Annotated in this window: 24 protein-coding genes; 4 read left to right on the forward strand and 20 right to left on the reverse strand. The window is 35.4% G+C overall.

Going from position 1 to position 23,596, the window contains the following annotated elements; all coding sequences use genetic code 11:
* A partial coding sequence (locus QWC74_RS04455) for a YunC family protein (RefSeq protein WP_170837673.1) occupies positions 1-326 on the reverse strand: 326 nt, incomplete at its 3' end.
* A 134-nt stretch (positions 327-460) separates the two neighbouring features.
* Between QWC74_RS04455 and QWC74_RS04460 the strand changes: the two genes are divergently transcribed.
* The gene (locus QWC74_RS04460) at positions 461-922 is read left to right on the forward strand and encodes a CBS domain-containing protein (RefSeq protein ID WP_006784332.1); all 462 of its coding nucleotides are present in this window, start codon (positions 461-463) and stop codon (positions 920-922) included.
* Positions 923-1,012: 90 nt separating this feature from the next.
* Here the strand turns inward: QWC74_RS04460 and QWC74_RS04465 are convergent, their stop codons facing one another.
* The 6 genes from QWC74_RS04465 to sufC all read right to left on the reverse strand — a co-directional run bounded on the left by QWC74_RS04465 (position 1,013) and on the right by sufC (position 6,878).
* Positions 1,013-1,369 carry a DUF2892 domain-containing protein gene (locus QWC74_RS04465; RefSeq protein ID WP_006784333.1) on the reverse strand — a complete coding sequence of 119 codons (357 nt, stop codon included), beginning with the start codon at positions 1,367-1,369 and terminating at the stop codon, positions 1,013-1,015.
* A gap of 240 nt (positions 1,370-1,609) precedes the next feature.
* The gene (sufB, locus tag QWC74_RS04470) at positions 1,610-3,031 is read right to left on the reverse strand and encodes a Fe-S cluster assembly protein SufB (RefSeq protein WP_006784334.1); all 1,422 of its coding nucleotides are present in this window, start codon (positions 3,029-3,031) and stop codon (positions 1,610-1,612) included.
* Between the two features lie 56 nt (positions 3,032-3,087).
* A complete protein-coding gene (sufU, locus tag QWC74_RS04475) occupies positions 3,088-3,528 on the reverse strand; it encodes a Fe-S cluster assembly sulfur transfer protein SufU (protein WP_006784335.1) in 441 nt (146 codons plus the stop codon).
* A complete protein-coding gene (locus QWC74_RS04480) occupies positions 3,515-4,753 on the reverse strand; it encodes a cysteine desulfurase (protein WP_269146102.1) in 1,239 nt (412 codons plus the stop codon). The genes sufU and QWC74_RS04480 overlap by 14 nt, the downstream gene beginning before the upstream one ends.
* A gap of 4 nt (positions 4,754-4,757) precedes the next feature.
* A complete protein-coding gene (sufD, locus tag QWC74_RS04485) occupies positions 4,758-5,972 on the reverse strand; it encodes a Fe-S cluster assembly protein SufD (RefSeq protein ID WP_006784337.1) in 1,215 nt (404 codons plus the stop codon).
* Between the two features lie 63 nt (positions 5,973-6,035).
* Positions 6,036-6,878 (reverse strand): Fe-S cluster assembly ATPase SufC, encoded by an 843-nt coding sequence (gene sufC / locus QWC74_RS04490; protein WP_006784338.1) that lies wholly within the window; start codon positions 6,876-6,878, stop codon positions 6,036-6,038.
* 405 nt (positions 6,879-7,283) lie between these two features.
* Here sufC and QWC74_RS04495 point away from each other — a divergent pair, with 405 nt between their 5' ends.
* Positions 7,284-8,906: a Na/Pi cotransporter family protein gene (locus QWC74_RS04495; RefSeq protein WP_006784339.1), complete on the forward strand. Its 1,623-nt coding sequence runs from the start codon at positions 7,284-7,286 to the stop codon at positions 8,904-8,906.
* A gap of 168 nt (positions 8,907-9,074) precedes the next feature.
* Here QWC74_RS04495 and QWC74_RS04500 read toward each other — a convergent pair whose 3' ends face one another.
* The gene (locus QWC74_RS04500; RefSeq protein ID WP_006784340.1) at positions 9,075-9,275 is read right to left on the reverse strand and encodes a hypothetical protein; all 201 of its coding nucleotides are present in this window, start codon (positions 9,273-9,275) and stop codon (positions 9,075-9,077) included.
* Positions 9,276-9,429: 154 nt separating this feature from the next.
* Here QWC74_RS04500 and QWC74_RS04505 point away from each other — a divergent pair, with 154 nt between their 5' ends.
* Complete coding sequence (locus QWC74_RS04505; protein WP_006784341.1) at positions 9,430-10,383, forward strand: Na/Pi cotransporter family protein; 954 nt, start codon at positions 9,430-9,432, stop codon at positions 10,381-10,383.
* 113 nt (positions 10,384-10,496) lie between these two features.
* On the opposite strand, the gene QWC74_RS04510 is transcribed toward QWC74_RS04505, so the two are convergent.
* The 10 genes from QWC74_RS04510 to glpK form a co-directional block, all read right to left on the reverse strand.
* Positions 10,497-11,123, reverse strand: a complete 627-nt coding sequence (locus QWC74_RS04510; RefSeq protein WP_006784342.1) for a heme oxygenase (biliverdin-producing) — start codon at positions 11,121-11,123, stop codon at positions 10,497-10,499.
* A 127-nt stretch (positions 11,124-11,250) separates the two neighbouring features.
* Positions 11,251-12,486 (reverse strand): aminopeptidase P family protein, encoded by a 1,236-nt coding sequence (locus QWC74_RS04515; RefSeq protein WP_006784343.1) that lies wholly within the window; start codon positions 12,484-12,486, stop codon positions 11,251-11,253.
* A 282-nt stretch (positions 12,487-12,768) separates the two neighbouring features.
* Entirely contained in the window at positions 12,769-13,206 is a 438-nt protein-coding gene (locus tag QWC74_RS04520) for an NUDIX hydrolase (protein ID WP_006784344.1), read from the reverse strand.
* Positions 13,207-13,687: 481 nt separating this feature from the next.
* Positions 13,688-14,368: a DUF554 domain-containing protein gene (locus QWC74_RS04525; protein WP_006784345.1), complete on the reverse strand. Its 681-nt coding sequence runs from the start codon at positions 14,366-14,368 to the stop codon at positions 13,688-13,690.
* A 117-nt stretch (positions 14,369-14,485) separates the two neighbouring features.
* Positions 14,486-15,067, reverse strand: a complete 582-nt coding sequence (locus QWC74_RS04530; RefSeq protein ID WP_006784346.1) for a GNAT family N-acetyltransferase — start codon at positions 15,065-15,067, stop codon at positions 14,486-14,488.
* 112 nt (positions 15,068-15,179) lie between these two features.
* Entirely contained in the window at positions 15,180-15,395 is a 216-nt protein-coding gene (locus QWC74_RS04535) for an inorganic diphosphatase (protein WP_006784348.1), read from the reverse strand.
* The gene (locus QWC74_RS04540; protein WP_006784349.1) at positions 15,385-15,747 is read right to left on the reverse strand and encodes a DUF1667 domain-containing protein; all 363 of its coding nucleotides are present in this window, start codon (positions 15,745-15,747) and stop codon (positions 15,385-15,387) included. The genes QWC74_RS04535 and QWC74_RS04540 overlap by 11 nt, the downstream gene beginning before the upstream one ends.
* Before the next feature lie 128 nt (positions 15,748-15,875).
* A complete protein-coding gene (locus QWC74_RS04545; protein ID WP_006784350.1) occupies positions 15,876-17,138 on the reverse strand; it encodes an NAD(P)/FAD-dependent oxidoreductase in 1,263 nt (420 codons plus the stop codon).
* Between the two features lie 14 nt (positions 17,139-17,152).
* A complete protein-coding gene (locus QWC74_RS04550; protein WP_006784351.1) occupies positions 17,153-18,568 on the reverse strand; it encodes an NAD(P)/FAD-dependent oxidoreductase in 1,416 nt (471 codons plus the stop codon).
* A gap of 104 nt (positions 18,569-18,672) precedes the next feature.
* The gene (gene glpK / locus QWC74_RS04555) at positions 18,673-20,157 is read right to left on the reverse strand and encodes a glycerol kinase GlpK (RefSeq protein ID WP_006784352.1); all 1,485 of its coding nucleotides are present in this window, start codon (positions 20,155-20,157) and stop codon (positions 18,673-18,675) included.
* Between the two features lie 210 nt (positions 20,158-20,367).
* On the opposite strand from glpK, the gene QWC74_RS04560 reads away from it, so the two are divergent.
* The gene (locus QWC74_RS04560) at positions 20,368-20,826 is read left to right on the forward strand and encodes a hypothetical protein (protein ID WP_006784353.1); all 459 of its coding nucleotides are present in this window, start codon (positions 20,368-20,370) and stop codon (positions 20,824-20,826) included.
* A gap of 617 nt (positions 20,827-21,443) precedes the next feature.
* On the opposite strand, the gene QWC74_RS04565 is transcribed toward QWC74_RS04560, so the two are convergent.
* Both QWC74_RS04565 and galE read right to left on the reverse strand, forming a co-directional pair.
* Positions 21,444-22,451 carry a YafY family protein gene (locus QWC74_RS04565; protein ID WP_006784354.1) on the reverse strand — a complete coding sequence of 336 codons (1,008 nt, stop codon included), beginning with the start codon at positions 22,449-22,451 and terminating at the stop codon, positions 21,444-21,446.
* Positions 22,452-22,609: 158 nt separating this feature from the next.
* Complete coding sequence (galE, locus tag QWC74_RS04570; protein ID WP_006784355.1) at positions 22,610-23,590, reverse strand: UDP-glucose 4-epimerase GalE; 981 nt, start codon at positions 23,588-23,590, stop codon at positions 22,610-22,612.
* Between the last annotated feature and the right edge of the window lie 6 nt (positions 23,591-23,596).

The following is a 23,596-nucleotide window of genomic DNA, read 5'->3' on the forward strand; positions in this document are numbered from 1 at the left end:
TATTCTTCTAAACTTTTAGCCATTAGAACTAGGGCATCTCTACCAATCGTTCCAACCTTAATTCCCATTTCATCAGCTGCAACCGTTACCTTGGCAAGTGGAGCATCTAAAAGTTGTTCAATACTACGAACCCCTTCTGCGCGTCCTGCAATAATTTTACGTGCAATTAATTTAGGAGAATTGTTAAAGAAATCAATATCGAGTGCAGCACACATGATATATCCTACTTTTTCATGTGACACGATAAAGAGAGTTGTTTTAGGTAACTCTACCTCATAAGTTAAAAATTCATAACCTTCAATGTTAATTTTATTTACATGTAACACTTCAATCACCTCTCTATAATCTATACAAAAAGCCTAGTTTAGTGACACTATTTTATGTTTTCTAGAAATAAAAGCATAACTCATCTTTGATTGAGTAAACTAAAAACGAAATTTAAATACAAGGAGTTTTGTTTATGGAAGTAAAACAATTTATGACCGATGGCATTGAAGCCTTAACACCAACTGAAACGGTTCTTAACGCCTCTCGTCTTATGAAAAAACATAATGTCGGTTCGATTCCTGTCATCGATGAAAACTCAAAAGTCATTGGACTAGTAACAGACCGCGATATTGTCATTCGTGTATTTGCTGATATTCTTCCGATGAGTACCAAAATTGAAGATATCATGACTCATCCAGTTTATACAATTGAACAACATTCAGAAGTTGGATTAGCAATCTCTTTAATGGCAGATAAACAGGTTAGACGTCTCCCAGTCGTCGATCATGATCAAAAATTAGTAGGAATGATTTCTCTTGGAGATCTTGCCGTTCATCAACTAACCGATGGAAGAGCAGAAATAGCTTTAAAAGAAATTTCTGAACCTAATACGAATCCAAACCGAGATTTAGAGGTAGATGATTTTCCACTATAAAATAAAAAGAAATTGAGACTTTCTCAGCTTCTTTTTACATCCTAAAAAAACACCACTTGTTTAAAATGACAAGTGGTGCTCTTTTTTTAACTACATTCCTTCTTCTGCGTAATCTTCGATATCGTGATGGCAACAATGACAATCATGTTCATCTTCTAATTCATCATAATCATCAAAGTCATCGTCACATCCACAACCGCAAGCATCATCGATAGCACATTCTAACGCTTCTTCAAGTAAAACCTCTTCTAACAATTCATCGTCGCTTAGTGTTGTAAAATGACATAAATCAAGGATTGGACAATAACGAGTAATCCCTTCGGCTACTTTCATACTACCCATAGCCGCTAACCATCCTTTATGTTTCATAATCCCTAAACTAATCATCATTAAACCGGCACTAATACGAACATATGAATCTAGGCGTCCAACATTTTTTTGACACATAATAATCACTCCTTTCTTTTATAGTTTTAGTTTTTTCGACAAGTTCATACAAAAACAAAATTAACAGTTTCAAGAAAAAAAGCTAGTAGACAGAATTGCCTACTAGCTTTTGTATATTTTTAAAACGATCACTAAAACATTAAGTATAAAAGAAATCAGAAGGTAGATTGATTATTCTTCTCGACCTTTTAAATAACACTAACTGAGCGTTTGTGTAGTTTAAATCACCTTTACTCACGATTAGCCAATCGATCCGTTCATTTCTAGTTTTAATAATTGGTTAAGTTCGACTGCGTATTCCATTGGTAATTCTTTTGCGAATGGTTCAATGAATCCCATAACAATCATTTCTGTTGCTTGCTCTTCCGTTAAACCACGGCTCATTAGGTAGAATAATTGTTCTTCAGAGACTTTTGAAACAGTTGCTTCATGTTGAATAGTTACATCATCATTTTTAACGATGTTATAAGGAATTGTATCTGATTTAGAAACATTATCTAAGATGATTGTGTCACATTCAACGTGTGATTTAGCACCTTTTGCATTTTTCCCATGTTCAACAATTCCACGGTATGTTACATTTCCACCATTACGTGATAATGATTTAGAGATAATTGTTGAAGATGTATTAGGGGCTAAGTGAATCATTTTAGCTCCTGCATCTTGAATTTGTCCCTCTCCAGCGAAAGCAATCGAAATAGTTGTTCCTTTTGCTCCTTCTCCTTTTAAGACACATGCAGGATATTTCATTGTAATTTTTGAACCGATATTTCCATCAATCCATTCCATATGTGCATAATCTTCACATACGGCACGTTTTGTTACTAAGTTTAGGATATTATTTGACCAGTTTTGAATCGTCGAATAACGGCAACGTCCACCTTTACGAATATAAATTTCAACGACAGCCGAGTGTAATGAATCTGCTGAATAGGTTGGTGCTGTACATCCCTCTACATAGTGAATGTCTGCTCCCTCATCAACAATAATTAATGTACGCTCAAATTGCCCCATACTTTCTGTATTAATACGGAAATATGATTGTAATGGTTTTTCAATCTTAACACCTTTAGGAACATAAATAAATGATCCACCTGACCATACGGCACTGTTTAACGCTGAGAACTTATTGTCTGCATACGAGATAACTTTTCCAAAATATTCTTTGAATAAATCAGGATATTGCTTTAAAGCTGAATCTGTATCCATGAAGATAACACCAGCTTCTTCTAATTCTTTTTGATTATTATGATAAACAACCTCTGATTCATATTGAGTTGAAACTCCTGATAAGAATTTTGCTTCTGCTTCAGGAATTCCTAATTTGTCAAACGTGTCTTTGATTTCATCTGGAACTTCATCCCAACTATTTTCAGTTTTTTCAGATGGTTTAATATAATATGTATAATCATCAAAATTAATTTCAGATAAATCCGGTCCCCATTCAGGCATTGGAGTTTTCGCAAAATGATTATATGCTTTTAAGCGATACTCTAACATCCACTCAGGTTCACCTTTAATTTCAGAAATTTCACGGACAACTGCTTCTGAAATTCCCTTACCTGTATCTTTGATATTTTTATAGTCCGTTTTAAATCCGTACTTATAATCGGTTACGATGCCTTCAATTTCGTGTTTTTTCTCTTGTACTTCAGCACTCACCCGGTAACCCTCCATTTCATTTTGGCGTCTCACCACTCAATAGAAATTAAGTGGTGTTATTTTTTCATTTCATTTAATGCTTGCTCAGCAGCTTTCCATGAAATGGTTGCACATTTTACACGTGCCGGGAATTTAGAAACACCTTGATAAACAGGTGCATCTCCCATATCTAAATCTTCATCAAACTCATTACCTTTGACAAGTTCATAGAAGTTATTTGTAATCTCTTGAGCTTCTTCTAATGTTTTCTCTTTCAATGTTTGAGACATAACAGAAGCTGATGAACAGCAAATAGAACATCCAGTTCCTTCATGACGTAGATCGATGATTTTTCCATCTTCAACTTTAACTTGAACTGTGATGTCATCTCCACAGGTTGGATTTTTTAAATGTACCTCATGATATCCATCTTGTTGTAATAATCCTTTATTACGTGGATTTTTATAATGATCCATAATCACTTGGCGATATAATTGTTCTAAATTAGAAAAAGACACCGTCGAAAAACTCCTTTCCTTTTCGAGTGGCTTCAATAAATGCATCCACTTCTTCTTTTGTATTGTATAAATAGAAACTTGCACGAAGTGTTGCAGGTTGACACAACCATCCCATTAAAGGTTGAGCACAATGATGTCCTGCACGAACACATACTCCTTCGGCATCGTAAATCGTAGCAGCATCATGAGGATGTACCCCATCAATATTAAATGAAATAATACCTGTTTTTGCATCTTTATTGAAAATGGTGATGCCACCTAGCTCTTCTAACTTTTCTAAAGCATAACGACGTAATTCATACTCATGTTGTGCAATTTCATCAAATCCAATGGCTTGTAAATAATCAATGGCCGCTCCAAGTCCAATCGCTCCTGCAATCACGGGTGTTCCCGCTTCAAAGCGGTATGGCGCATCTTTCCATGTTGAAGTTACTTCTCCAACAATATCAATCATTTCTCCACCAAATTCAATTGGTTCCATTGCATTTAATAATTCATATTTTCCGTATAATGCTCCAACACCTGTTGGTCCACACATTTTATGACCGCTGAATGATAGGAAATCACAATCTAAATCTTGAACATCAATTTTCATATGTGGAACAGCTTGTGCCGCATCAACTGAAACAATAGCCCCTACTTCATGTGCTAATGCTGTAATCTCTTTAATTGGTGAGATGTATCCCATTACATTTGAAACATAATTAATCGCAACAACTCTTGTTTTGTCACTTAATACTTTTTTAAAGTTTTCAACCGTAATATGTCCTGTTTCATCTAGTGGGATAAACTTAAGGACTGCCCCTGTTACACGAGCTACATGTTGCCAAGGTAAAAAACTACTGTGATGTTCAAGCTCTGAAACAATCACTTCGTCTCCTGGTTTTAAATTATATAACCCATAACTTTGAGCGACTAAGTTTAAAGCCTGAGTCGCTCCTTTTGTAAAGACAATCTCTTCTACTTTTTTAGCATTTAATAAATTCTTTACTTTTTCACGAGCTCCCTCATATAGTTCAGTCGCATCGTTACTTAATTGATAAACACCACGGTGCACGTTAGACGTTTTTTTCGTATTGTAATAATTAACTGCATCTGTCACGACTTGTGGTTTAAGCGTTGTAGCTCCGCTATCTAAATAAACAAGCGGACGACCATTCATTGTTTCTTTTAAAATAGGAAAATCTTCTCGAATGCGATTAATGTCTAATGTCATTTGATTCACCTCGTTACGCGTTGATTTTACGCGCAATTACTTTTTCAAATTCAGCTTTAATTGACTCGTTACGGATTTCATCAATAAATGGCATTAAGAACCCATAAATAATTAAGACTTCCGCTGCACGACGAGTTAATCCACGACTCATTAAATAATATAATTGTTCTTCATCAATTTTTCCAACACCAGCCGCATGTCCTGCTTTCACATCATACTCGTCAATTAAAAGAATTGGATTAGCATCAGCACGAGCCGTTTCTGATAAAATCATTGCACGACTTTCTTGTTGTGCATTAGAACCATTCATTCCTTTATGAACTTTCCCAATTCCATTAAATGTTAATTGAGCATCATCTTTAGAAATACCATGATTTACAATATGTCCCTCAGTAAACGGTGCTAAATGTTCAATATTAACCGTAATATTTTGTTTTTGTAAACCTTCTGCAATCGCTACTGTTTTCACTTCTGCGTGTGCCCCTTGTCCAACTAATGAAACTAAGTTTTCTGAAACTGTATTTCCATCATTTAAAGCTCCAAGAGAAACAAGAAGACGACCATTAGCCTCTACCCTTGCTTTGCGTAAATTGTAAACTAATGTCTCACTCGTTAAGCGATCCATTGCCGCATAGTCAACTTGAGCATTTTCTTTTACAACAGTTTCTGAGATGACATTAATGTTTCCTGAAACTGTGTTGCAGTAGTTTTCAATGTATTTGAATTCAGAATTTGGCTCCGCCACAATCAGAGTGTGATTAAATAAAGAACCATTTTCTTGTAAATAGATAACGTTTAAGGCTTCTTTGACCACTTTATTTTTAGGGACGTGAATAAATAATCCACTATTTAAATGTGCCATATGTAATGCTGTTAAACGATTTGTGTCAACCGACGCTACGTTCATAAAGTAAGGTTTAAAAATCGCTTCATGTTTCGTTAGTGCCTCTTCTAAATTAGCAATAATAACTCCATCAAAAGCTATTCCTAAATTTTGATACACGATCTTTCCATCGCATAAAATCACAACATTTTGATCTTCAGTTGATACTAAATGTGCCACAGCACTCGGAATTTCATTGTTATATGTAGATGGTGTTTGAACTTCAATAGCTTCAAACGCCCAGTTTTTTATTATTGTACGGTCTGCTTTTGGTAATTTTAAAGACGGCATAACAGACTGCGCCTCTGTTTGCATCTGTTGTACCCATGTTGGTAACTGTATCATCAGTTCTTTGCCCCTTTCATCTATAACATTAATTTATTGTTTTTTTCAATCAAGCACTAATTGTTATAGATCTAACATTTCCTTAGTTGCACAAGTTCCGATTGAAACCACTTTGCGACCTTCTTCAGGAATGATCACACGTTCATCTTCAATTCCTAATTCTTTTTTAATCCAATCGTATCCTTCACGATCGATACGTTCAATTAACTCAGGTCCACCAGAACGAACGATACGACCTTTCATCATAATGTGAACGAAATCTGGTTTAATGTGGTCTAATAAACGTTGATAGTGAGTGATTAATAAGCATCCAAAGTTTTCAGAACGCATTGAGTTAACAGCTTCTCCAACAATACGTAATGCATCAACGTCAAGCCCTGAATCAATCTCATCTAAAATTGCAATGTTTGGTTTTAACATCATCATTTGTAAGATTTCATTACGTTTTTTCTCTCCACCAGAGAATCCTTCATTTAAATAACGGTGAGGTAAATCTTCACGCATTTCAAGTTTTGTAACGCTCTTATCTAATTCACGGATAAATTTAAATAAAGGAACGTCTTTTCCTTCTTCCATACGTGTTTGCATGGCTGTACGTAAGAAGTCTGAGTTTGTCACACCTGGAACTTCTGCAGGATATTGCATCGCTAAGAATAATCCGGCACGAGCACGCTCATCAACTGACATCGCTAATACATCTTCACCATTTAATGTAACATTTCCACTTGTTACTTTATATTTAGGATGCCCCATAATGGTTGAAGATAGTGTTGATTTACCTGTCCCATTAGGACCCATAATCGCATGAACTTCTCCACCCTTAATTTCTAAATTTACGCCTTTTAAAATTTCTTTATCTTCAACATTTGCACGTAATTCTGATATGTTTAAAACAGGTTTTTGCATGTTTTATTTCCTCCACTCAAATCAATTAACTTTTCAAAGTAACTTTATTATACTAAATTCACATTCCAAAACCAAATGATATAATAATCTTCTTCTTGAATCCAGTCAATTTGTAATTAATCTCTATTAGTTTTCGATATAAAAGTTGTATACATACGCGTTTTTTTATCAAAATTAATTTAACATGTAAAATTTTATCCTATTAATAACGCATTTTTCTCAGTTACACAAATTGATAATTATACCTTTTTTTTGTGTTTTTTTAACACAAAAAATTAAAATATTTAAAAAATTATAAATTCAATTTAAAATGACTCCAAATATGAGTCTTTATTACTAACATATTATTTTCAATTGTAGGATTTTGTAGTATGATTGAACAGGATAAAATATGGAGGTTACTGTATGTCGGATTACATCAACATCTTTTTAGGTCTATTTAGTGGACTAGCCCTATTCCTATTTGGAATGGAGTTTATGGGAGATGGTCTTGAAAATGCAGCTGGTTCAAAGCTGAAATCATTCTTCGATAAAGCCATCACGAATCCATTAAAAGGGGCATTAGTAGGAACAATCGTCACAGCAATTATTCAAAGTAGTAGTGCTACAACCGTTATGGTCGTTGGTTTCGTAAACGCTGGATTAATGAGCCTATACCAAGCAGTAGGGGTCATTATGGGGGCTAATATTGGAACAACAATTACAGGTCAATTAATTACATTCAAAATCGATGACTATATTCCACTATTTATTATCATCGGGGCTGCACTAATCCTATTCATGAAGCAACAAAACCGAAAAGAAATCGGAAAAATTATCTTCGGATTCGGTTTACTATTCATGGGATTAACAGCAATGAAGGATGCAATGAGTCCAATTGCTCAAACAACATTCTTCCAAGACTTAATTATAGCCCTTGAAGGAAATATGTTCTTAGGAATTTTAGTCGGGGCCGTTATGACTGCTGTCGTTCAAAGTTCTTCGGCTTCAACAGCGATTTTATTATCATTAGCCGCAACAGGAGCAATTAGTTTGCAAGTTGCAATTCCTATCCTATTTGGTAATAATATCGGAACATGTGTTACTGCTTTACTATCAAGTTTAAATGCAAATAAAGTTGCCAAAAAAGCGGCTTTCATTCACTTGTCATTTAACTTAATTGGAACCCTGATTTTCTTACCACTAATCGGTATCTTATCAAATATCGTGACTCATATGGGTGGTGACATTGATAAGCAAATCGCAAATGCTCATACAATCTTCAACGTTGTAAATGCGATTATCTTACTACCTTTTGCTGGTGTATTTGTTAAGTTAGCTAACTTAGCACTTAAAGACAAAGAAGGTGAACAAGCGTCTATTAATCGCCTTGACCGTCGTTTCTTAGAAACTCCTGCCATTGCATTTGAGCAAGCTTTCCAAGAAAGCTTAACCATGTATGATCTAGCGAAAGAAAACTTAACGCTAGCAACTAATGCATTAATGGATGGAAAAACTACAGACTACAGAAAAATATATGAAAATGAATCAGAAATCAATCGTATGGAACGTGATCTTTCTTCTTTCTTAGTTTCGATTTCATCACACGATATCACAGAGGTAGATACAAATCGTATTGCTTCGATGATTAAGATTGTAAGTGATATTGAACGTATCGGAGATCATAGTAAAAACATTGCAGAGCTTGCTGAAGAAGTGGCAACAAGTAAATTATCATTCACATCTGACGCAATTGAAGAATTAAAATTAATGTATAACTACACATTAGAATCTATTAATTCATCTTATGCAAGTTACAAAAACAACAACCGTCAAAAAGCAAATGATACGGTGATTTTTGAAGAGAATATCGATCGCTTAGAAGAATTATTACGTGATAAACACATTAAGCGTTTAAGTGAAAATAAATGTAATGCTCATAGTGGTGCCGTATTCTTAGATGCTATTTCAAACTTTGAACGTATCGGAGACCACTCAATCAATATCGCTGAATATATCTTAAACTTAAGTGATAATTCAATCAAATAAACCATAAAAAAACAAGCTAAATTTACGTTAGCTTGTTTTTTTTATCTATATAAAAACGAGTTTTATTCCACAATTAGAAATCAGTCTCAATACTTAATCTTTTTAGTCCTAAGTTCCCTTATCGTTTAGATAAAAGGTTTCTAAGTGTGAAAGACTTATCTAGACTTATCAATATGAAATACCAAAAACTAAATCCATTTGTCTTAACACATCTTGCGATTCTTCATAACTGCGAATCGGATAATGTTTGAACAACTCTAATGTGTTCAGTTGAATTTGGCAAACTAATTGATCGGTATAACTTCCATTTTCCATTCGTTTCATTAACATATCTTCAATTTCTATCATTTTAAATAAAATATTATTCATTAAACGTCATCCCTTTCTCTTCGACTACCTCATTATGGACAAGAATTTTCATTTTTAATCAAAAGTTCGATAATAATTAGTCGAGCGAAAGATAGACTATTTTAAAAATCAAGATCGTACACTCTAAAAAGAACTCAATTTTTGGAGGTACATTATGCACACCATCCCGATTATTTTAAACTTATTATGTGGGTTACTCATATTCTTGTATGGAATGAGACAAATGAGTCACGCTCTTAAATCACTAGCTGGAGATAAACTAAAGACCATCTTCAAAACAACCATTACCTCCCCTTATAAAGGGGCGCTCCTTGGTGCGATTTTCACAGCGCTCGTTCAAAGTAGCTCAGCTATTACTGTATTAGTTGTCGGACTCGTTGATTCAGGTCTGATGAGCTTATTACAAGCCACAGGTGTTATTATGGGAGCCAATCTTGGAACCACTGTGACGACACAATTAATCACCTTAAATTTAACGGATTTTATTCCTTACTTTATCTGCGTAGGAACCTGTATCATTGTCTGCTTTAAAAAAAGACCCTTTCACCAAATTGGATATTTTTTATTTAGCTTTGGACTATTATTTCTTGGGCTTCAAATGGTTAAAACAGCCATGAGCCCGATTGTTGAGTCTACCCTCTTTCAACAATTGATTTTCAACGTCCAAGGCAATCTTATCCTTTGTCTACTTCTTGGAATGTCGATTACTTTCCTCATCCAGAGTTCATCTGCATCCACCGCTATCCTTATTTCACTTGTTTCCACCGGTGCGATTTCTTTATATACCGCAATTCCTATTTTATTTGGACATGAAATTGGAACTTGTATGACAGCCATATTATCAAGTTTAGGAGGAAATACAGCTGGAAAACAAGCGGCACTGATTCACTTTACTTTTAACTTGGTAGGAACACTACTCTTTCTGCCATTCATTAGCCTACTCATCGACTTTACCGCCACCTTTAGTCCGTCTCCTGAACGTCAAATCGCCAATGCTCAACTTGTCTTTAATCTCGTCACCGTCCTACTATTTTTACCTTTCTCTAAATACTTCGTTAAATTTGCCACCACTATTTTTAAAGATCGAAAAAAGGGAGTCCGTCTCTAAGACGAACTCCCTTTTTATTTTACAAACGCTTGGTATTCTATTTCTATTATAGGTATTCCATTTAATATTTTCTCAAAACATTGCTTAGCTCAATTAAGATTAATCCATTCATCTTATTTTAACTTTGCATCTAATTCATTTGAAATAGCTAAGTTATAGATATAAGCATTGTTAACTTCATTAATAAAATCAATCTTCATCTCATCAGATAGTTGAATATCCGCTAACATGTTGTGATATTTCATCACGTATCCTCGTAAATCATTAATTTCTGGGAATTGATAATAATTTAAAGCTTGTTGGTCAATTTTATAGCTTGTACTTAAGAGGGATAAGAACATACGTCCTCCAAATAAATCAGCTAAAAATCTTGTATAAGCATAAGCAACCACTAATTCAGGTTGTGAGGTTGATAAAGCTTCAATTTTGGCCACACATGCTTCCGTTGATGCTAATGGTTGCATTGATGATAATTTATCTCCTAATAAAAAGGCTAAATCTTGACGCATTAATTCAGAACGATATAGTTCTTTTGTCACAAATGGTTTGACGACTTCATTTTGTTCATTTTCATCAAGTGCCTTTTCAATGGCTTGATACATTTTTTCTAGATTATAAAGGTACTCTGCATATCCCTCAACCGATGCCTCTCCATCTACTAACTTCTTAATATATCCTGTATGTTCTGCTGCACTATGTAGTAAAGACGTTTTTTCTCTAATGTCCATCATAAATTTCATTTCAATCACCTCATTTAGTTATAATTGATAATTATTATCAACTACTGTAATTAAAGTTTACCAACAATGATAATTATTATCAAATAATATGCATAAAAAAACATCTCTGTGCGAGATGTTTTTTTATTTAGTTCATAAAGGCTTCAATGTCTTCGATTGATTTAATGATATCTTTTGATAAGTTTTCATATCCATCTTCTGTAACTAAGATATCATCTTCAATACGAATTCCGATTCCTTCTTCTTCAATGTATAATCCTGGTTCAATCGTAATAACCATACCTGGTTGTAAGACACCCCCACGACCTCCAACATCATGTGTATCAAGTCCTAAATAGTGTCCGATTCCATGGTAGTAGTAACGTGAAACTTCCTCATCTTTTTCAATTAAGCCAAGTTTTTTACATCCTTCAGCTAATTTACGACGGGCAAACTCATTAACTTCTGCCATTGGAAGACCCGGTTTAATAATTTCGATGGTTGCTAATTGTGCGTCTAAAACTGCTTGATAAACGGCGCGTTGACGATCCGTGAACTTTCCGTTAATCGGGAAGGTACGTGAAATGTCTGAACAGTAATAATTCCACTCACATCCAAGGTCAAATAAAATTAAATCTCCGTCTTGGCACACAGAATCATTTTTATCATAATGAAGCACTGTTGCATTAACTCCTGAAGCTGCAATCGTATGGAATGAGGTTTTCTTAACCCCTTCCGTTTTAATTGCAAAATCATAATGTGCTTCTAATTGATACTCAAGCATCCCAGGCTTTGAAGCTTTCATTAAGCTTTCAATCCCGATTCGTGTTTTTTCAATCGCTGTACGCATATTTTCAATTTCATCTTCTGACTTAATTAAACGTAATTTCGTAATATCATGATAAACATTTTCAAGACGTACAAATGGATATTTCTCTTTTAATTGTTTAGCAAATTCAATTTGCACTGTATCAGGATGATGATATGAACCGCGCTCTAAATCTAAATAAATGGATTCAATGCGGTCATTTAATAGCCAGCGTCCTAAAACATTTTCTAATTCACAAATTGGTAAGATACTTTTAATTCCTGAAATCTCATGCGCCTCTTCTTTGCTTAAACGTTTTCCAGTCCATTTTTCTTCGACTTCTGAAACAGTCTCAATGAATAAATGATGTTCAATCACACCATTCATTTTCTTTAAAACATAAGCCATTTTAGGGCGGTCAATATTCGTTAAATAATAAAAATTACGTTGTGGTGTATAAGTATAACGTTGATCTCCTGAACTAACCGGAGCCTCTCCCGAGAATAATACAATAATAGAATCGTCTTTAATATTAGCTCCTAGCTTACGACGACGAGACTTTAATATTTCGATCATCATTAACACTCCTTTTCACAAGAATTGTTACTATTATAGCATAAAAAGAGGTATTCAATAATGTAATTTACATGTAAAAAAACTCATTTCATCCTAAAAATTTCTCTCTCTTTAAACAAACGTAGTGAGCACAACCGATTCCCTAGGCTACATGACTCACCTATCGCTTTCCTCCATTAGTCCCCCTCGGGTAGGGAAAATAAAAGTTTCTAAGGATGAAAAACTTATCTGCTCTTATATATAAAAAAACATTCTAATTCAATAGAATGTTCTTTTCCTGTGCTATAACATTTGTGATACTTTTTCAATAGCATAAGCCTGATGGTCAAGAAACAATTCACTAATGCAGTCTTCTAGAGGTAACCAGACTAATTCATGATCTTGTTCAATCGGTTCTGTCACTTCATCCACTTTGCTTGCTAAATAAAAATAACCTGTTGAGTACAGATATTTGTCACGATAAATTGAAAAATGATAATTAGCCGCCTGGCAAACATACTCATTAATTTCAATTTCCCATCCGAGTTCTTCTAAGCACTCGCGTCGTAAACAAGCCTCTTTACTCTCTTCTCCTTCTAGTCCACCACCTGGCAAGAAATATCCATGTGGCAATTTGACTGTTGCAACTTCATTCTTCTCATTCATAATAATTGCATAAACACCTTTTCGATCAATATAAGTTTGATCGGCTAACTTTTCTCCAAAAACAGCTTCTACCATTCCTTACACTTCCAATCTATATTTCACAATTATAAATCCATCTCAGGATTTAAACCTCTTTGAGACTAAGGTATCCCCTAGTCCAGTGGTCTCCTCAGTTGATAAGAAAAGTATAGTTTTTCTAGTATGAAAAACTTATCCCACCTTATCTATAGAAACAGAAATGTTTCTTTATTTTTAGAGTCTGACTTAATCGCTAAGTCTTTTGATAATAAGGCCAACTTTAGTCACGGGAACACCCTTTTTTAAAAGAAAACTAGGACCTAAAGTTCACTTAACATAATGAAGCCCTCCTATCAATTGCCACAGGCAATCTAACCCTCACCTGCTAGTCGTAAAGTAAAGTTTTTACAATATGAAAAACTTATCTCACCTTATCTCTTTCAAACTCTAAAGTTTTTATATTGTACTGATTATAACGACAATAAGTCAAGTTTTTTGTCGTTTTTTGCCTTCATCAATAAGAGTGCCATTTTTTTATCTAAAGAAATAGCCCTAATAAGATAGGAATAAAAATGGCAGGAGCTAAATTCATAATTTTTATATGAGTTATCTTCAAAACATTGAACCCCAGTGCAATGATTAATAAAGATCCTACACACGTCATCTCATTAATCACACTATCCGTTAAAAATGGTGCTAATACCCCGGCTAATAACGAAATACTGCCTTGATAAGTCAGAACAAAAGCACCCGATAAAATAACCCCGATTCCAAGCGTTGACGCAAAAATAACGGCGGAAACCCCATCAAGCATCGACTTCGTTAATAACATATCATAATTTCCAACTAATCCATCTTGTAAAGCTCCGATAATCGCCATGGCTCCAACACAAAACAACAAACTCGCCGTCACAAACCCCTCTGAAATCGAGGTCTTAGAATCAACCTTTTTAAACTTCCTCTCAAGCCACAGTCCTAACTGATTAACACGCTCATCTAAATCCAAACATTCACCGATAACGGCTCCAATGACCATCGAAAAAATAATAACAAGGCTATTTTCCCCCTTCAAAGCTCCCGTAAAACCGATATACAACACACATAAGGCCAACCCATTCATAATTGTATCTGTTAGTTTACTTGGAATTCCTTTTCTAAAAAGTAGTCCTAAACTTCCACCAATGATAATCGCTCCTGTATTCACCAATGTTCCTACCATGTTTTCCCTCCCTTACATAATGAATAAATTATACACAATCAACTAAAAAAAGAATAGAGAAAAAGGAGGGGATTAACAAATTTTCCCCCACTCCTTTTCACCTATTCTTTTACTTTTTTATCTTAATCGCTTACTCATATAAATACACTCATTAAAGCCTGCCTGCTTCGCAAACATCTGTTTTTTACGTTTCAGAACCTTAAAACCTAACGATTCATATAACTTAAGCGCTCCTGTATTCACATCAATCACATCTAACAAATATTCATGTCCACATGATTTTAACATACATTCTTCAAGCAATAATGTTCCAATTCCAAGACGGCGATACGCTTCATCAACTGCTAACGTATTAATATAAATTTGATAAGGCTTTAATGTCAGTCCAGAATTTACAAGATTAAAATAAAATTTTAATCCTTTAAAAAAACCTAAACAGCCTTGTACCTCCTTTAAACTAACCTCAAAAGCCCCTCTAACAGGCGTCGAAACCCCAACTATTCCAACTACCTTATCCTCTGCGATGGCAACAAAACATTGTTCAACGACCATCGCCTTCATAAACAATAAAATAAATGCCTCCTCATCCTCACTAATTGAAAGAAACATCTCACGAAACTGATGCACAGTAAAGTGAGCTGCCTCTTTAATGCGATTACTTCCTAAATCACTTAACCTTTGAATCTTCACCCCTGTCATCTAAATCCCCCATTAATACCTTCGACTTAAAAAATCGTTCACAAAACTCAACTAATGCCTCAATTTGAGACTGGCTGTATTTTGATACCTCGCGGCATACCACTAACTTCTCCTACACATCATCTTCACGATGAATAATCGCAACCACATACCCGCAAAACGTCTCGAGCGGTTCAAACTCTCCAATAACATGGGCATCAATCTCCTCACCATCTCCCCCAATCGTATTAGGAATATACCCATAATTAATCGGATAATAAAACCCGTGCTTCGGATGCCTTGAGCCAAGTGGGCGATCTATCACCACACTCACTTTTTTATTTAACATCCTGACACCTCTTGAGCGTTCGTGAAGCAATCACATCAATTCCAAGCCCTAGCACATCGGATAAAATCACATCGCCACAACTTACTGGCGCCTCTACCTTTATTAATTGAACTGCTTTAACAAACTCCATCATTTTAGATTTTGGGACTGGCTGACTACTTACAACTGGTAAGCGACGATAAATCGCCCCTTCAATAGCAATCGTCGTTGTCACAACGCGCGTTGGATTCGTTGTTTCAGACTTTGCAAACGCTAGCCCTCTTTTGCAATGGTTTCCACTCACATGCCCTTCTTCATCAATGTTTAGTGAACATCCAACCGGGCAAACAATACACGTTAACGCTTGACTCATGTAACGCTCCTCCTAAATAGAAACTGAAATATAATTTATATTTTTATAATCTAGCTTAGTATCTAAGCCCTTTTGATACTGAGGTATAACGATAGTCCCGTTAAAAGTTTTCAACGACACAAAACTTATCAGGAGTTATATAGACATTTGACTTCAATCGTTAAATCCTTACCTGATGAATTTAACACTTCAGTTGGAATTTTAATTTTTTCCATTTCTGCCGGTAACAATACATGACGTTTCAACTGATGAACGACTTTTCCATCCTGAACAACATTAACAATTGCTTGCTGATACTTTTTTGTCACACGGTACATTAACTCAAGTGAAGCCTCAAGTTCTTTTGGTCTAATTTTTTGAGGTAGCGCATATTTGATTCCTTCTCCTGCCTTGACTTCTAACACCCCATCATCATGACCTAAATGACCAAGCGCATATAAAGCAGCATAATATCCTGCACGCTCTGCCTCATCCGATACAAAATCAACTAAATCATGAACATGCAACACATTCCCACAAGCAAAAATTCCGCTGACCGTCGTCTCTAAATTTTCAAAAACACAAGCTCCCTTTGTAGCGGGATCAAAGATGACCCCTGCTTTTTTACTTAACCCATTGTCCGGAATCAAACCAACTGAGAATAAAATTGCATCAACCTCAAACTGTTTTTCAGTACCTAGAATCGGTTGACGATCAGCATCGACCTCAGAAATCGTCACCCCCTCGACACGTCGATTTCCTTTAATATCTGTCACGGTATGAGATAAAAAGAGTGGGATATTAAAATCCTCTAAGCACTGCACAATATTTCGTGTCAATCCATTTGAATATGGCATGATTTCAGCTACCCCTAAAACTTCTGCCCCTTCAAGTGCCATTCGACGTGCCATAATCAAACCAATATCTCCCGATCCAACAATAAAAACTTTCTTTCCAACCAAATAACCATCCAAATTTAAATAACGTTGGGCTGTTCCAGCGGTCAAAATACCCACGGGACGAGTTCCTGGAATACTTAGAGCTTGGCGATTATTTTCACGACATCCCATCGCCAAAACAACGGCTGATGCCTTGATATCTTGCTCCCCTTGCTCGTTCAAAATTGTGATGATTTTCTCATTCGTTAAATTCGTTACCATCGTATTTAACATAATTTCAACCGGATACTGCTTCAACTTTTCGATATAACGATTCGCATACTGTGGCCCCGTTAACTCTTCTTTAAACTTATGCAAACCAAATCCATTATGAATACACTGTTGCAAAATACCGCCAAGTTCTATATCTCGTTCAATTATTAAGACCTTTTTAGCACCACCTTCACAAGCACCAATCGCGGCACCCATTCCAGCCGATCCGCCACCAATAATAACGACCTCATATTGTAACATCTATTTCACCTCACTTACTTTTCTTCAACTAATATATTCGTACCGACTTCATCGTAATTCACTTCATCCACACACTGATTCAACTCCCGTGCTAAAATTTGTAAGACATACGGTTCGCAAAAACTTCCCTGACATTTTCCCATTCCAGGACGGCAACGTTTTTTGACACCTTTAACAGTCGTGGCCCCTGCATGACGTCGAATCGAATCTATGATTTCACCTTCCGTAATTTGCTCACATCGACAAACCATTCGTCCATAAGCAGGATTCTTTTGAATTAGTGCATTCTTCTCCTCTCGAGTTAACGCCTTTAAATTCACATACGGACGTCTTGATGAATCCCATTCTTTTTCATTGAGTTCAATATGGGGGCGAATGAAATCTAGAACATATTTCGAAATCGCAGGAGCTGCTGATAAACCAGGAGATTCAATTCCAATTACATGCACAAACGTTTCATAACGTGAATCGGGTTGAATATAAAAATCACCACTACTACCACTTGCGCGTAACCCTGTAAAAGATCTCATCACATGAGTCGCGGGAAACTGTGGTAAGATACGTGATAACTGATCCTTAATATAATCGTATGCCTCCACCGTTGTTGCCACATTCTCTTTATCATCCACTATCTCTGAATCAGGACCAAGCAACGTATTTCCATGAGTCGTTGGTACGATTAAGACACCTTTCCCACGCTCAGTTGGCGTTGGATAAATAACACGCGATATAGCATTAAAATCTTTATCTAAAACAAAATAAGTTCCACGACGTGGTTGGATTTCAAACTCGAACTCAGGGTTAATCATTCGTCCAACCTCACAGCCAAACAATCCCGCTGCATTAATCACCATCTTCGCTCGAATCATGCCATTACTCGTTTGAACCTCATAGTTATCACCCTTATGGATTGCCAAAACTTCCGTATTTAACCGAAGTTCTACTCCATTATTTAAGGCAACTTCCATCGCAGCAATTGCCACTTCCCATGGATAAACAATCGCCGTCTCCTCACACACTAACCCCTTCACAATATTGGTAGATAATTGGGGCTCTAGAACTCGAACCTCGTCACCTGAGATTAAACGGACCTTCACCTTATTTTCCTTGGCACGCGATTCAAGTATTTCAAGCTTTTTAACTTCTTCTTCGCTCGTTGCTACTGTTAAAGAACCTATCTTTTTATATCCAACCTTTAAACTTTTACATAACGGTTCATATAAATCTTTTCCAAGTAAATTCAACTTAGCCTTTAATGTGTTAGGAATAGGATCAAATCCGGCATGAATAATCGCACTATTAGCCATCGTACTTTCATTTGCAATATCATTTTCTTTATCAACAACCACCACTTTAACATCATATTTTGATAACTCATATGCCATTAAAGATCCAACAATCCCACATCCAATAATTAAAATATCGACCATTTTATCACCTTCCATTCTTAATTAATACCATCCCTCATGAACAAAAAAAGACGAATAACGTCAGACTCATTCCTAAGTCTTCTCAATTATTCGTCTTCTTAAACTTATTTAAAGAGTTTAACTGCTTCAATCGCTTTTTGCCAACCACTATAAAGTTCATCTCGATCTTCTTTAGATAATTTTGGATCATAGCGCTTTGGTGCAGAGGCATAACTTGCAATTTCTTCAAGATTCTCGTAAACACCTGTTGCAAGTCCCGCTAAATAAGCAGCCCCTAACGCAGTTGTTTCCGTTACTTTTGGAACACTAACTTCAACTCCTAAAATATCACTTTGAAATTGCATTAAAAATTGATTTAACGTTGCACCACCATCCGCTTTTAAATCTAAAATTTCATCATTCAAATCTTCTTTCATGGCCATGATTACATCCTTACTTTGATAAGCAATCGCTTCAAGTGTGGCACGAATAAAATGTTCTTTTGATGTACCGCGTGTTAATCCAAACACACCGCCACGAACTTCACTATCCCAATACGGTGTTCCAAGACCAACAAAAGCTGGCACCACATAAACACCACCACAATCACCGACACGTTTAGCATAAGTTTCCGAATCTTTTGCATCCTTAAACATACGTAGACCATCTCGCAACCACTGAATCGCACTTCCTCCCACAAACACACTTCCTTCTAATGCATAATATGTTTGATTATTAAGTTTCCAAGCGATTGTCGTTAATAATCCATGACTTGACTCAATCGGTTGATGACCCGTATTCATTAAAACAAAACACCCTGTTCCATACGTATTTTTAACCTGACCTTTTTGAAAACACATTTGTCCAAATAAAGCAGCTTGTTGATCCCCACAAACAGCTGCAATTGGCAAAGGACGTCCTGTTATATGAGGAAGGGTGTAAGTATAGATTTCAGACGTTTGTCTAACTTCTGGCAAAATGGATTTTGGGATACCAAATGCCTCAAGTAAGTCATCATCCCATGTTCCAGTATAAATATTGAATAATAACGTACGCGAAGCGTTTGTGACATCTGTAATATGGGCATTTCCTCCTGATAACTTCCAAACTAAATAGCTATCAACGGTTCCAAATAACACCTCATGACGTGCAATTTTTTCTTCAATTCCTTCGATATGATCAAGCATCCATCTAATTTTTGAGGCTGAGAAATAAGAATTAATGAGCAATCCTGTTTTTTCTTTTACCATTTGTTCATAACCTTTTTCTTTCCACTTTTCGCAAATAGCATCCGTTTGACGTGACTGCCAAACAATCGCATGATAAAGTGGTTTTCCTGTGACTTTATCCCACATGATGGTCGTTTCACGTTGATTTGTAATTCCAATTCCTTTGATTTGACTCACATCTACTTTCCCCGATAATAACACGGAACTAATTACTGACATCGTTGAAACCCAAATTTCATTTGCATCTTGTTCAACCCATCCTGATGAGGGATATAAGCACGTAATTTCACGCTGTGCCTTTTCAATTACTTCGCCTTTTTTATTAAAAACAATTGCTCGGGTACTCGTTGTCCCTTGATCAATTGATAAAATTAAACTCATCCTTAAGCACTCCTTTAAAGAAAACGTTTCCTACTATTATACCATGATTACACGTCTAAATCTTGAAAATCTTCAGATATTATTCTGTACGTAATTTAATCATTAAATTACTATCTTATGTTAGATTTTCTTTTTTCGAATTTTGTCAAATCCCCCGTTATCTTTGAATATGATAATAGTATAAAGTCTCGCAAGAGAGGGGGAATACGTTTGGCTAAAACATATCAAGTTATTTATGAACGCAAACAAGGTTCCATTGATTTCTCAGGTGAAGAAACTGATATTTATTATCTTTTTTATGTTGTACATGAGTTAGGCCGTTTAATCTATGAGATAGAATATCAAAAACCGTTATCCGACAACACTTTAATCACTTTAAAACATTTAAATGCTGACCAAACAATCGCTGAAATAAAAAGAATACTGCATATTTTTAGTTCTTTCCCGTCACCCTCTATTCAATTAAATGCCTTTATTGAGGTCATTAATCGTGATGAAATTTATACAACCATTGAATTAAAAGATAAAGGGCAAAAGCATTCCAACGATCAACTTATTACCGATTTGTATCTATTTCAATTATTCTCACATCTAAACTTACTTCGCGGTTACGACTTTTCAGACTTAGATGAATTTCCTGAGGAAAAAGTTCCATCTTACGTTAATTAAAATTTAAAAAGCGAGCCAAATGGGCTCGCTTTTTAAAACATAGTGTAACAAAACAAACGGCTTAAATACTTTCTCTGCTAACGAGTAGAAGAAAAAATATCAACAAAGGTTTCTTAATACATTCCTTTCGTATAATAACACTCCATGTTAAAGTCCTCTACTCTTTAACTAAACCTCATTTTTCAGAATTATATAATTCCTTGCCAAGAATTTAATTAAAATATTAAATCTCATTATCCCCCCGATAAAGACATTAAACTAACATTTTTCACCCTGAAAAAGAGTAGTGTTATTTACACTATTAAATTTACCACACCATGAATACGTTTACAACAAAGTTTGTGTGTTCTTTTGATGAACTGTGCTTATTTAGGTAAAAATGACTCCATAAAAAAAAGTCATATTCTTCACTTTATTATTCTTAAATAAAAAAAGATAACTTCCCCCATAGAAGTTATCTTTTTATGTTAATTCATTACTCAAATATAAGTCCCCACTTATCCTGGCTCTCCACTTGGCGAAAACCAAGTCAAACACTTGAACCAAATCAAAAAATTCACGATTCGAATCAAGACATTACCCAAAATTCTCTCTAATCTTCTCAATTCAAAAATTTTTTACTCTAAATACAACTCTAAAACTCGTTGTGCTTCTTTTTTCATCTCATCAACTAAACTACTAGGTGATAGTACTTTAACTGCACTCCCCTGACTCCTTAACCACATGTCAATCCCTCTACCATAGACCTCTGCTTCAACAACAAATTTATTAAAATCTTGTTCGATAATAGTGGCTGTTGGAAGACGGTCAAGGACTGGTTCAATTCGAGGGCCATAAAATTCAAATTTTACACGTAAAAGTTCTCCCAAATACATAAACTGAATTCTTTTTCTAAACTCTCCCTCTTCAAAGCGATTTGAATAAGGGACGTAGAAATTTCGATTGATTACTTTATAATCATTAAAGCGATCAATTCTAAAAATACGTAAATGATCATCTTTAACGTGATTGTAATCTAAAGCATTCGGCTTCAATTCTTCCATATAAGCAATTAAATAAAAATAATACTCAGAAAAAATAATGCCAACTGGCTGTAGATAACGCTTAATTGTAATAAAATCTTCGCGTGTATAAGACATCTCAATAACCTGTCTTCTTTGAATAATCTCGCTAAATTCCCAGACCTTTGTTAATAGTTCTTCATTATGCTGCAATGGAACATAATTTAAAAGTTCGTTCCCAATCAATTCCTTAATCATCTTTTGATTAGATTGATCCATCTGTCTTAACAACATGTTAATCAAATCATTCATTTCTTTTTGATTAAACGCCCGCGTCCCCAACATAACTTTGATGATTGCAAAAATATCCTCTCGGCGTAAATGATATTGTTCAGCATTTTCTAAAATATATCCACCTTGCTTCCGACTATACTTAATCATTAAGTCAGCTCGCTCCGTTTGTTCCCCTAGATAAATGTTTAAATGTTCAATATCGCGTTGAATGGATTTTTCACTAACACCAAATTCTAGAGCTAATTGTTGTTTATTTAAAACTCGCCCTTCTATCAGGCGTTGATAAATGGATAAAATCCGATTAAACTTTAAATCTTTCCCTTGTAACATAATTTCACCATTTCTTTCCTATTATACCATAGAACATGGACACTTATTGTCTATATAGTCTTTTTATAGGTTTTATTTTATCATTTTTTGTCAATTTTTCTTCCCCTTTATCTCAATTTAAGTAAAAAAACGATAGCACCTGCTATCGTTTTTCGCTGTTATTTTACTATTCGTTTTTGTTCAACCGCCCACGCACTTGCGATCATATCTTTAACTGCCGGATGCTTTGGCATCCAACCTAGAATTTCTTTTGCTTTTTGACTAGAAGCAATTAACTTTGCCGGATCACCTGCACGACGTGGTGAAATAATCGCTGGAATTGGGTGGTTCGTCACTTCACGTGCTGCTTCAATCATTTCAAGCACGCTGAATCCTTCCCCATTTCCTAAGTTACAAATTGTACTTTCTCCACCGTTTACAAGATATTGCATCGCTAAAATATGAGCCTCTGCTAAATCGCAAACGTGAATGTAGTCACGGATACAAGTCCCATCTGCTGTTTCATAATCATCACCAAAAACATTAATCGCTTCGCGACGTCCTGATGCAACTTGTAAAATAATTGGAATTAAATGCGTTTCAGGATCATGTTTCTCCCCAATTAATCCTGATTCATGTGCTCCCGCTACATTGAAATAACGTAATGAAACATAATTTGTATCATGAGCTTTATGGTACCAGTTAATCATACGTTCCATTGCTAATTTTGTTTCTCCATAAACATTTGTCGGGTTTGTTGGATCTGTTTCTAGGATTGGAATATTTTGTGCTTCTCCGTATGTGGCAGCAGTAGATGAGAAGACAATATTTTTTACCCCACAGTCTTCCATTGCTTTTAATAAAACATTTGTTCCACTCATGTTATTATCATAATATTTAAATGGATTTGTCATACTTTCCCCGACTAAAGAGTAAGCCGCAAAGTGGATGACTCCATCTACCAATTCTTTGCGTAAGACCTCTGTCATAAAACGATAATCTGCAATACTTCCATGATAGAAAGTCGCCTCCGGATGAACATCCCCACGATGCCCAGTCACTAAATTATCAACGACTACGACGTCATGCCCTTGTTCAATTAATGCATAAACGGCATGAGAACCAATATAGCCAGCTCCACCTGTTACTAAAACTTTCATTTAACT

This window comes from uncultured Turicibacter sp., assembly GCF_938044715.1.
In the GTDB taxonomy this organism is placed as follows: Bacteria; Bacillota_I; Bacilli_A; order MOL361; family Turicibacteraceae; genus Turicibacter; species Turicibacter sanguinis.

Bases quoted from the DNA above. Each gene is read 5' to 3' on its own strand.
- QWC74_RS04460 (WP_006784332.1), top strand. From the start codon at position 461: ATGGAAGTAAAACAATTTATGACCGATGGCATTGAAGCCTTAACACCA.
- QWC74_RS04465 (WP_006784333.1), bottom strand. From the start codon at position 1,369: ATGTGTCAAAAAAATGTTGGACGCCTAGATTCATATGTTCGTATTAGT.
- sufD (WP_006784337.1), bottom strand. From the start codon at position 5,972: ATGATACAGTTACCAACATGGGTACAACAGATGCAAACAGAGGCGCAG.
- sufC (WP_006784338.1), bottom strand. From the start codon at position 6,878: ATGCAAAAACCTGTTTTAAACATATCAGAATTACGTGCAAATGTTGAA.
- QWC74_RS04495 (WP_006784339.1), top strand. From the start codon at position 7,284: ATGTCGGATTACATCAACATCTTTTTAGGTCTATTTAGTGGACTAGCC.
- QWC74_RS04500 (WP_006784340.1), bottom strand. From the start codon at position 9,275: ATGAATAATATTTTATTTAAAATGATAGAAATTGAAGATATGTTAATG.
- QWC74_RS04505 (WP_006784341.1), top strand. From the start codon at position 9,430: ATGCACACCATCCCGATTATTTTAAACTTATTATGTGGGTTACTCATA.
- QWC74_RS04510 (WP_006784342.1), bottom strand. From the start codon at position 11,123: ATGAAATTTATGATGGACATTAGAGAAAAAACGTCTTTACTACATAGT.
- QWC74_RS04515 (WP_006784343.1), bottom strand. From the start codon at position 12,486: ATGATCGAAATATTAAAGTCTCGTCGTCGTAAGCTAGGAGCTAATATT.
- QWC74_RS04520 (WP_006784344.1), bottom strand. From the start codon at position 13,206: ATGGTAGAAGCTGTTTTTGGAGAAAAGTTAGCCGATCAAACTTATATT.
- QWC74_RS04525 (WP_006784345.1), bottom strand. From the start codon at position 14,368: ATGGTAGGAACATTGGTGAATACAGGAGCGATTATCATTGGTGGAAGT.
- QWC74_RS04530 (WP_006784346.1), bottom strand. From the start codon at position 15,067: ATGACAGGGGTGAAGATTCAAAGGTTAAGTGATTTAGGAAGTAATCGC.
- QWC74_RS04535 (WP_006784348.1), bottom strand. From the start codon at position 15,395: ATGTTAAATAAAAAAGTGAGTGTGGTGATAGATCGCCCACTTGGCTCA.
- QWC74_RS04540 (WP_006784349.1), bottom strand. From the start codon at position 15,747: ATGAGTCAAGCGTTAACGTGTATTGTTTGCCCGGTTGGATGTTCACTA.
- QWC74_RS04545 (WP_006784350.1), bottom strand. From the start codon at position 17,138: ATGTTACAATATGAGGTCGTTATTATTGGTGGCGGATCGGCTGGAATG.
- QWC74_RS04550 (WP_006784351.1), bottom strand. From the start codon at position 18,568: ATGGTCGATATTTTAATTATTGGATGTGGGATTGTTGGATCTTTAATG.
- glpK (WP_006784352.1), bottom strand. From the start codon at position 20,157: ATGAGTTTAATTTTATCAATTGATCAAGGGACAACGAGTACCCGAGCA.
- QWC74_RS04565 (WP_006784354.1), bottom strand. From the start codon at position 22,451: ATGTTACAAGGGAAAGATTTAAAGTTTAATCGGATTTTATCCATTTAT.
- galE (WP_006784355.1), bottom strand. From the start codon at position 23,590: ATGAAAGTTTTAGTAACAGGTGGAGCTGGCTATATTGGTTCTCATGCC.